The sequence below is a fragment of the Longimicrobiaceae bacterium genome (assembly GCA_035696245.1).
GTDB lineage: Bacteria > Gemmatimonadota > Gemmatimonadetes > Longimicrobiales > Longimicrobiaceae > DASRQW01.
In genome coordinates, this window is record DASRQW010000039.1 from 1 (window position 1) to 6775 (window position 6775).

Below are 6775 nucleotides of genomic sequence, written 5' to 3' on the forward strand. Positions count from 1 at the left end.
ATAGTAGCGTCAATCGTGCTGGCAAGTGCACCTGGCGTTAGCACCCCCACTTGACGTTGGATGAGGCGCTCGCTGGCTGTGAACAGCTTCCCCGGACGCGCGTAACTGACGGTATTGAGGGAGCCCTGAGAGAACGCCGACGATGTGAGTTCGACTGCTGCCGGATCACCGTACGGATTGCTCGTCACCTGGCAGAGCACGCAGTCGCCCCGGCCAGCGGCGGCCAAGACGACTGCGGGACGTAGCTTGGATTGGGAAAGGTCGGAAAACGGGAACGGGACGAGGACTACTGCGCCTCTTGCAGGTGCTGCCACGCGGCATCCTCCTCTGGGCGGTTCCAGTCTTCGGCGAGTGCGGGCTCACTCAGCAGCGCGGTAAGCTCTGGCAGTTCGGGTGATTCATCGAGAACGGTGACTAAGGCTCGATGAGCCGTGGAAACAGAGACCGGCTCCAGCAGGTGGACGCGGCCATCCGGTTCGATAATCGCTTCGATTGTACGGAGCACAGAATCACCTCGTGTTAGAGGAACACTTCCAACATAACGCAGGTGACCGCACGAGGGGAGGCGTGCGCTCGCTGTATCAAGCCAACCACGAGCAGCGTGGGTGCCGCCATTCTCCCGATTCGGTTGACTCAAACGCCAGTTCCAGCCCCTCGCACCCGCACCGCCGCCCCATCCTGCCACACCAGCCCCGACGCACTCCCGCTGCTCGCCAGCGAGGGCGCGGCGCCGTTCATGGCGGGGGTAAGTTCGTGCACGCTGTTGCCGTCCAAGCGGGCGAGGTGGACTTGCTTTTGGGCGGTGCGGCGGTCGTCCCAGGCGGCGAGGATGCCGGTGGGGGTGGAGGCGAGCTTGACCTGGGAGGGCGGGACCCAGTCGCCGGATTCGAGGGCGGTGGGAGCGTTGAAGGTGCGGGCACCGTCGGCGGAGGTGGCGAAGAAGATGCCGGGCTTGCCCTCACGGCCGGTGTACCACGCGACGACCACGCGTCCCTGCCCGTCCACGGCCACGGACGGGCCGGCGTGCGGGCAGCCGGGGAAGACCCAGCCGTCGCGGTGCACGGCGGCGGGCGCGGTGAAGGTGCGGCCGCCATCCGCGCTGCGGGCGATGGCGACGTCGCGCACGTCGCCCGCGAAGACCTTGCGCCACGCGACGTAGACAGCGCCGTCCGGCCCCGCCGCCAGCGACGTGCGGCAGCACGGGCATACGCCGCGGTCCACCACCACGCTCACCGAGAAGCGCTGCGCCCCCGGCTTCCACGTCGCCACGCGCAGTTCCGAGCCGGGCAGCGACGCCTCGGCCGCGCTCTTGGCCGGGTGGTGCATCTGCGCCATCGCCGCGCCGTGGTCCATGCCATCGTGCGCATCGCCGCCGGCCTTCCCCGCGGCGCCGGCGGCCTCGCGCGCCTGCATGGCGGCGATCGCTTCGGGCGTGGCGGGCTTGAGCTTGCCCTGCGCGATGAGGGCGGCGCGCGCCTTGTCGTTCTCGCGCGAGTCCAGCCAGGCCACGTAGACGGTGCCGTCCGCCCCCACCGTCACGTTGTGGAACGTGTGCCCCGACGGCAGGCCGCCCGCGTCGTCGTTCACCGTGACCGCGGCGCCGAACGTCCTCCCGCCATCCGCCGAGGCGGCGAAGAGGAGGTCGCTCGCGGGGAACATACGGCCGGGCACGTCGGTGCTCTTCTGCCAGACCACGTAGACCTCGCCCTTGGGGCCCGTCACGACCTGCGGCGGGGCCTGCTCGGCCGTGGACGCGTCACCCGCGACGGAGTTCACGCGGACGGGCGCGCCTTCGCGGCGGCCGGCGGCGCCCAGGCGCGCGAGCATCACGTTCTGCGCGCCGTCGTGCGTCTCCACCCACGCGACGTACGTCGTCTTCCCGTCCGGCGAGAGCGCGACGGTGGGCGTGGTGCCGCCGGAGGATGCGACCGTAACGGGCGCGCCCAGCGTGGCGCCCTCGCCAGCGGTGCAGGCGGCGAGCGGGATCGAGCAAGCGGCGAGCGCCAGACGCAACGCGAGGCGCGGTCGGGAGATGGGCATATTCGTCATCTCCTCAGCGCTTCCAGCGGTACTGCACCGCCAGGCTCAGGCTGCGCGGCGCGCCGGGGGTGAGCTGCTCCTTCTGGAACGGGTCGTACGCGGCGGCCTCGGCGTAGCGCTTGTCCAGCAGGTTGGTGACGCTCCCGTCCAGCTCCAGCGCGCGCGTGACCGGCAGGTTCAGGCGCAGGTTGAAGAGGTCGTGCCCGGCGTACTTCTGCGTATTCTCCGGGTTCTCGAAGTACGAGCCCACGCGCACCCACTCGCCCGTGAGCCGCGTGTCGCGCATCCACGAAGGCGTGTACGCAAGGCGGGCGTTCGCCAGCACGCGCGGGGCGGACTCCTGGCGGTTGCCGCTGTAGTCCACGTTCGCGGCGCCGCCCAGCGTCCACCGCCGGTAGGTGTGCAGCGCATTGGAATAGCTCACGTCCGCGCGGAGCTGGCGGCCCAGCGGCGCGCCCAGGCCCAGCTCCACGCCCTGGTGCCGGGTGAAGCCGGCGTTTGCGTTCACGCGGTTGAAGCCCGCGCCGTCCGCCGTAGGCACGAAGGCGCTGAGGATGTCGTTCTTCAGATCCATCCGGTAGAGCGACGCCTCGTACGACACGTCGGAGAGGACGCCGCGCACGCCCGTCTCGTAGCTGTCCACCGTCACCGGCTTGAGGTTCGTCCCATCCACCGACGAGCCCTGGCGGAAGAGCTGCCCTTCCGACGGCACGCGGAAGCCGTTGCGGTACGAGGCGAAGAGGCCCAGCGCGGGCGAAAAGGTGTACGTCATCCCCAGCTTGGGGCTCACGTGGTCGTACCAGGGTGCAGCATCCTCCGGCCGGCGCCAGCGGCCCGCCTGGGTGGGCGCGAGCTTCGTGTGGTAGTCGTAGCCCACGTGGTCGTAGCGCACGCCCAGGCTCAGCAGCAGCGGCTTCACCGGCGACACGTCGGCCTGCACGTAGGGCGATGCCTCGCGGAAGGTCACGTCGTAGTCGTACAGCCGCGAGCCCACCGTGTAGCTGGCGTAGACCTGCCCGTCCTTCACGGGCGTGACTAGGCTCTCGTCGTGATGGCCGGGGCTCACCTCCAGGTCCAGCCCGCCGATCACCTTCGCGCTCCAGAACGGCAGGTCCAGCCGCAGCTTGGACAGCATCCCCAGCGAGCTGTTCGAGGTGGAGTACGTGACGGGATCGTACGAGAGCATCCAGCTCGGCAGCAGGTCCAGCGTGTTGGAGCGGGCGTACGGCGTGAGGCTGAGCGCGGCGGCGGCGCCCAACGGCTTCTCCAGGGCGCTGGAGATGCGGAGCGCGGTGACGCGGCGGTAGGCGATGGGATTGTAGTTGGCCGCCGGGTCGCTGCGGAAGTCGGCCAGCGTCACGGACGACCCGTCCGTCTGCCGGATGCGGGAGTACGAAACCCCGGTGCGCAGCGAGGCGCCACCCGGCAGGTACGCGTCCCAGTGCAGCGACGTGCTGGCGCGGTCGTACGCCGTCGCCGTGCGGAAGCCGTCGCTGTGCGTGACGTTCAGGTCCGCGCGCAGGCCCTGGCCGCGGAAGGTGTCGCTGCCGTTGAGCAGCACGCGGCTCCAGCCGTTCGATCCTCCCTCCACCGAGCCCTGGAACGCGGGCGAGAGCGAGGCGCGGCGCGTCTCCACGTCGATCACCCCGCCGATGGCGTCGCTGCCGTACAGCGCGGTGCCCGGCCCCTTCAGCACCTCGATGCGCTCGGCGTTGGGGATGTCGATCTCGTACAGGCCGTTGTGGTTGAAGAAGCCCGTGGAGCGCGTGGGCACGCCGTCTTCCAGGAAGAGGTAGAACGGGCTCGTCCCCTTCGGCAGGCGGATGGCCGTCATGTGCCCCTCGCCGCCGATGGAGCTGATCCACACGCCCGGCACCTGGCCCAGGATCTCGCTGGGGTGCTTAGGGCGGATGCTCTCGATCTCCGCGCGGCCCACGGTGCCGACGGAGGCCGGCGTCTGCGACTTGAGGCGCAGCTCGCGCGCGGCGCTCACGACCACGCCCTGGAGCGCGACGGCGCTCTCGTCCATCACCAGGCCCGCGGAGGCGGTGGAGCCGGCTTCGATGGTGACGGCGGCGCGCGCGGTGCCGAAGCCCAGGCGCGTGGCGGTCAGCGTGGCAGGGCCGGCGGGGACGGAGGTGATGCGGAAGGCGCCGGCGGCGTCGGTGACGGCGCGGCGGCCGCCTGGCGCGACGACGGTCACGCCCGCCACCGGTTCGCCGCGCGAGGTGACGACGGTGCCCGCGACGGTGCCCGCGGGCTGCTGCCCGGCGACCGGTGCCGCGAGGAAGATGAACGCGAGAAGAGCTGCGGCCATGCGCCACGACGGCGTACGGCTCCGGATCCGACGGCAGGAAGGCATCTTGCACCCCTAGAGAAGACGTTCGGCTATCGCCCGGTTCCGAGAGAGGGACCGGACGCGAAAAGTCGACGGACGCCTACCGCCAAGCGGTGCGGCGCCCCTAGCCGCGACGCGGGGGTGCGATGGACGGGGGGAGGACGAAGCGGGGACGCCCCGGCAGGAGCTCGGGGTGCGGATACTCGGCCCGTGTGCGGACGACTGCGCCCGGCGCGGGGACGAACGATGCGGCGCTCGCCAGGACCGGAAGCGCAGGTGTGGCGAGCTGGCAGGCGCCCACGCAGGTGCAGGCGCCGTGGTCGTGCGAGCCCTCGTGCACGGGGGCGCCGCCGTGCGGGGCGGCCGCGTGCGCGTCTCCGTGGCCGTGCGCGTGCCCGGCCATGTGCATGGGCGCCGCAGCGTTCGGCCCTGCGTCCGCCTGCGGGGGGTCCGTGGACGACGCTATCGCGGCGGCCATGGAGTCGTGGTGCGGGCAGGGATGCAGGCCGTAACCGTCCTGCCCCGCTCCCGTAAGCACCAAGAGCAGGGTCAGCAGGAACGCCGTCAGGCGCTCCGGGGCCGGCCGCGAGTTCCGCATCATGGCACGCAGTTTAGCCGCCCTCGCCGCTCCAGGAAAGGAGAAAGGTGCCGAACGCGTCGTGGGGAATCTCCCCACCGTGCGCTGGCCGGATCCGACCTCCTCCGCGAACACGCAAAGCACCTGCCCAGCCCAGGACACGCCTCGCATCTCCCGACGCACCCCGTCCAGCACGCCGCCGGCCGTTGTCGTCACGCAACTTGGGAGGTGCGCATCCCGCTGCTCATCGGCCGACTACGCCGTCGGAGCGATGCGCGGATGCGTCGCACGCCGACGCACGTGCATCGCCCCGAGCCACCCGTGTCGCGCTTCGGAGTTGATGGATGCGCGCGGAAATCGTGTTGATTCGCATCCATGGAATTCGGTAGATGTCGTCGCGAGGCGGCGCCCGGAACGACACGATGGACCGCATCGCATCTCCCGGTTCGACGTCGTTTGCCGCATCTCACGGCAGGACCTGGGGTTCGGTGGATTGCGGGCGTCGGCCTGCATCCGCACACCGTTGCAGATGCGGACACTCTTGCACAACTGCGAGGGTGCCCGTATCTTGGCGCCCAGCTTCCAAATAACCGCCGTTGCACACCTCACCGCGGGCCCAAGCTCCCTCCGGCCCCGGAACGCTGCTCCCAGGCGACCGCGAACGTACCCGATCCCGAGGCCGGCGCCCCGCGCGCCGGCCCGTGCACGCTACCAGGACCCGCACTCGCTCTCCCGCATGCAAGCAGCTCCCCGCAGCCCCCGCGCCGCCATGTCCCTCCGCCGCCTCGGCACCACGCTCGCCCTGCTGGCACTGTCCGCGGCACCCGCCGCCGCGCAGAGCCGCCCGCGCATCTTCGACGGCTCGTTCCTGCCCAGCTTCTCGCGCCTTCGCACGGTGATGGCGAAGCACCTGCTGATCCCGGTGCAGGGCGTGACGGCCGACCGGCTTTCGGACAGCTTCCTGGACGGTCGCAGCGGCGGGCGCACGCACTACGCCATCGACATCCACGCGCCGCGCGGCACGCCGGTGCTGGCGGTGGCCGACGGGACGATCCTCAAGATCCACGGCGGCGGCATAGGCGGGAACGCGCTGTACCACCTCGACTCGGACGGCATCACGCGGTACTACTATGCGCACCTGGACCACTATGCCGACGGGCTGCACGTGGGCCAGGCCGTCAGCAAGGGCCAGGTGCTCGCGTACGTGGGCGACACGGGCAACGCGGCGCCGGGGGACTACCACCTGCACTTCTCGGTGGCGATCCTGAACGACATGCATCGCTGGTGGCAGGGCGAGAACCTCAACCCGTACCTGATTCTGCGGGAGAGCGGCACCGCGACCAGCGCGCGCGACGTGAGCAGCCTGGCGCCGATGATGGCCGCCGCCCCCGCCCGCCGCGAGGCCGCAACCAAGAGCGCACCCTCTGCCGAGGATGCGCGCGCCGCGCTGGCTACGCACATGGCCCGGGCCTGCCGCACCGGCCACCGCGGCTCGGACGCCTGCGCCGAGGCGCGCGCCGCCGTTCGCCGCGCGGACCGCAAGGCCGACGAGGAGAACGCCGCCCGCGCCGGGCTGGCCGCCCGCGTGAAGCACGCCTGCCGCACCGGACACACCCGCTCCGATGCCTGCTCCGAGGCCCGCACCGCCGTGCGCCGAGCGGACGAGAAGCGCACCGAGAGCAGCGCCCCGGCCGCCGATGCGCGAGTCGCCCTCGCGGCCCGCGTGGAGCGCGCCTGCCGCACCGGCCACACGCGGTCCGACGCCTGCGCCACCGCCCGCACCGCGCTCCGCCGCGCCGACGCCAAGCGCCGCGCCGCGG

General features: G+C 71.5%; 5 protein-coding genes. 1 reads left to right on the forward strand and 4 read right to left on the reverse strand.

Annotation, left to right across the window (positions count from 1 at the left end):
* Nucleotides 1–286: 286 nt before the first annotated feature.
* The 4 genes from VFE05_01590 to VFE05_01605 form a co-directional block, all read right to left on the reverse strand.
* Nucleotides 287–505 carry a hypothetical protein gene (locus tag VFE05_01590; GenBank protein ID HET6228738.1) on the reverse strand — a complete coding sequence of 73 codons (219 nt, stop codon included), beginning with the start codon at nt 503–505 and terminating at the stop codon, nt 287–289.
* A gap of 128 nt (nt 506–633) precedes the next feature.
* Nucleotides 634–2040, reverse strand: coding sequence for a sialidase family protein (locus tag VFE05_01595; protein HET6228739.1), 1407 nt, complete (start codon nt 2038–2040; stop codon nt 634–636).
* Nucleotides 2041–2053: 13 nt separating this feature from the next.
* Nucleotides 2054–4357 carry a TonB-dependent receptor gene (locus VFE05_01600; GenBank protein HET6228740.1) on the reverse strand — a complete coding sequence of 768 codons (2304 nt, stop codon included), beginning with the start codon at nt 4355–4357 and terminating at the stop codon, nt 2054–2056.
* A 145-nt stretch (nt 4358–4502) separates the two neighbouring features.
* Nucleotides 4503–4979 (reverse strand): hypothetical protein, encoded by a 477-nt coding sequence (locus VFE05_01605; GenBank protein ID HET6228741.1) that lies wholly within the window; start codon nt 4977–4979, stop codon nt 4503–4505.
* Between the two features lie 745 nt (nt 4980–5724).
* On the opposite strand from VFE05_01605, the gene VFE05_01610 reads away from it, so the two are divergent.
* Nucleotides 5725–6775 (forward strand): M23 family metallopeptidase (locus VFE05_01610; GenBank protein HET6228742.1); only part of this gene is annotated, 1051 nt, incomplete at its 3' end.

Coding starts and splice junctions, on each gene's coding strand:
- VFE05_01595 (HET6228739.1), bottom strand. CDS start 2,040: ATGCCCATCTCCCGACCGCGCCTCGCGTTGCGTCTGGCGCTCGCCGCT.
- VFE05_01600 (HET6228740.1), bottom strand. CDS start 4,357: ATGGCCGCAGCTCTTCTCGCGTTCATCTTCCTCGCGGCACCGGTCGCC.
- VFE05_01605 (HET6228741.1), bottom strand. CDS start 4,979: ATGATGCGGAACTCGCGGCCGGCCCCGGAGCGCCTGACGGCGTTCCTG.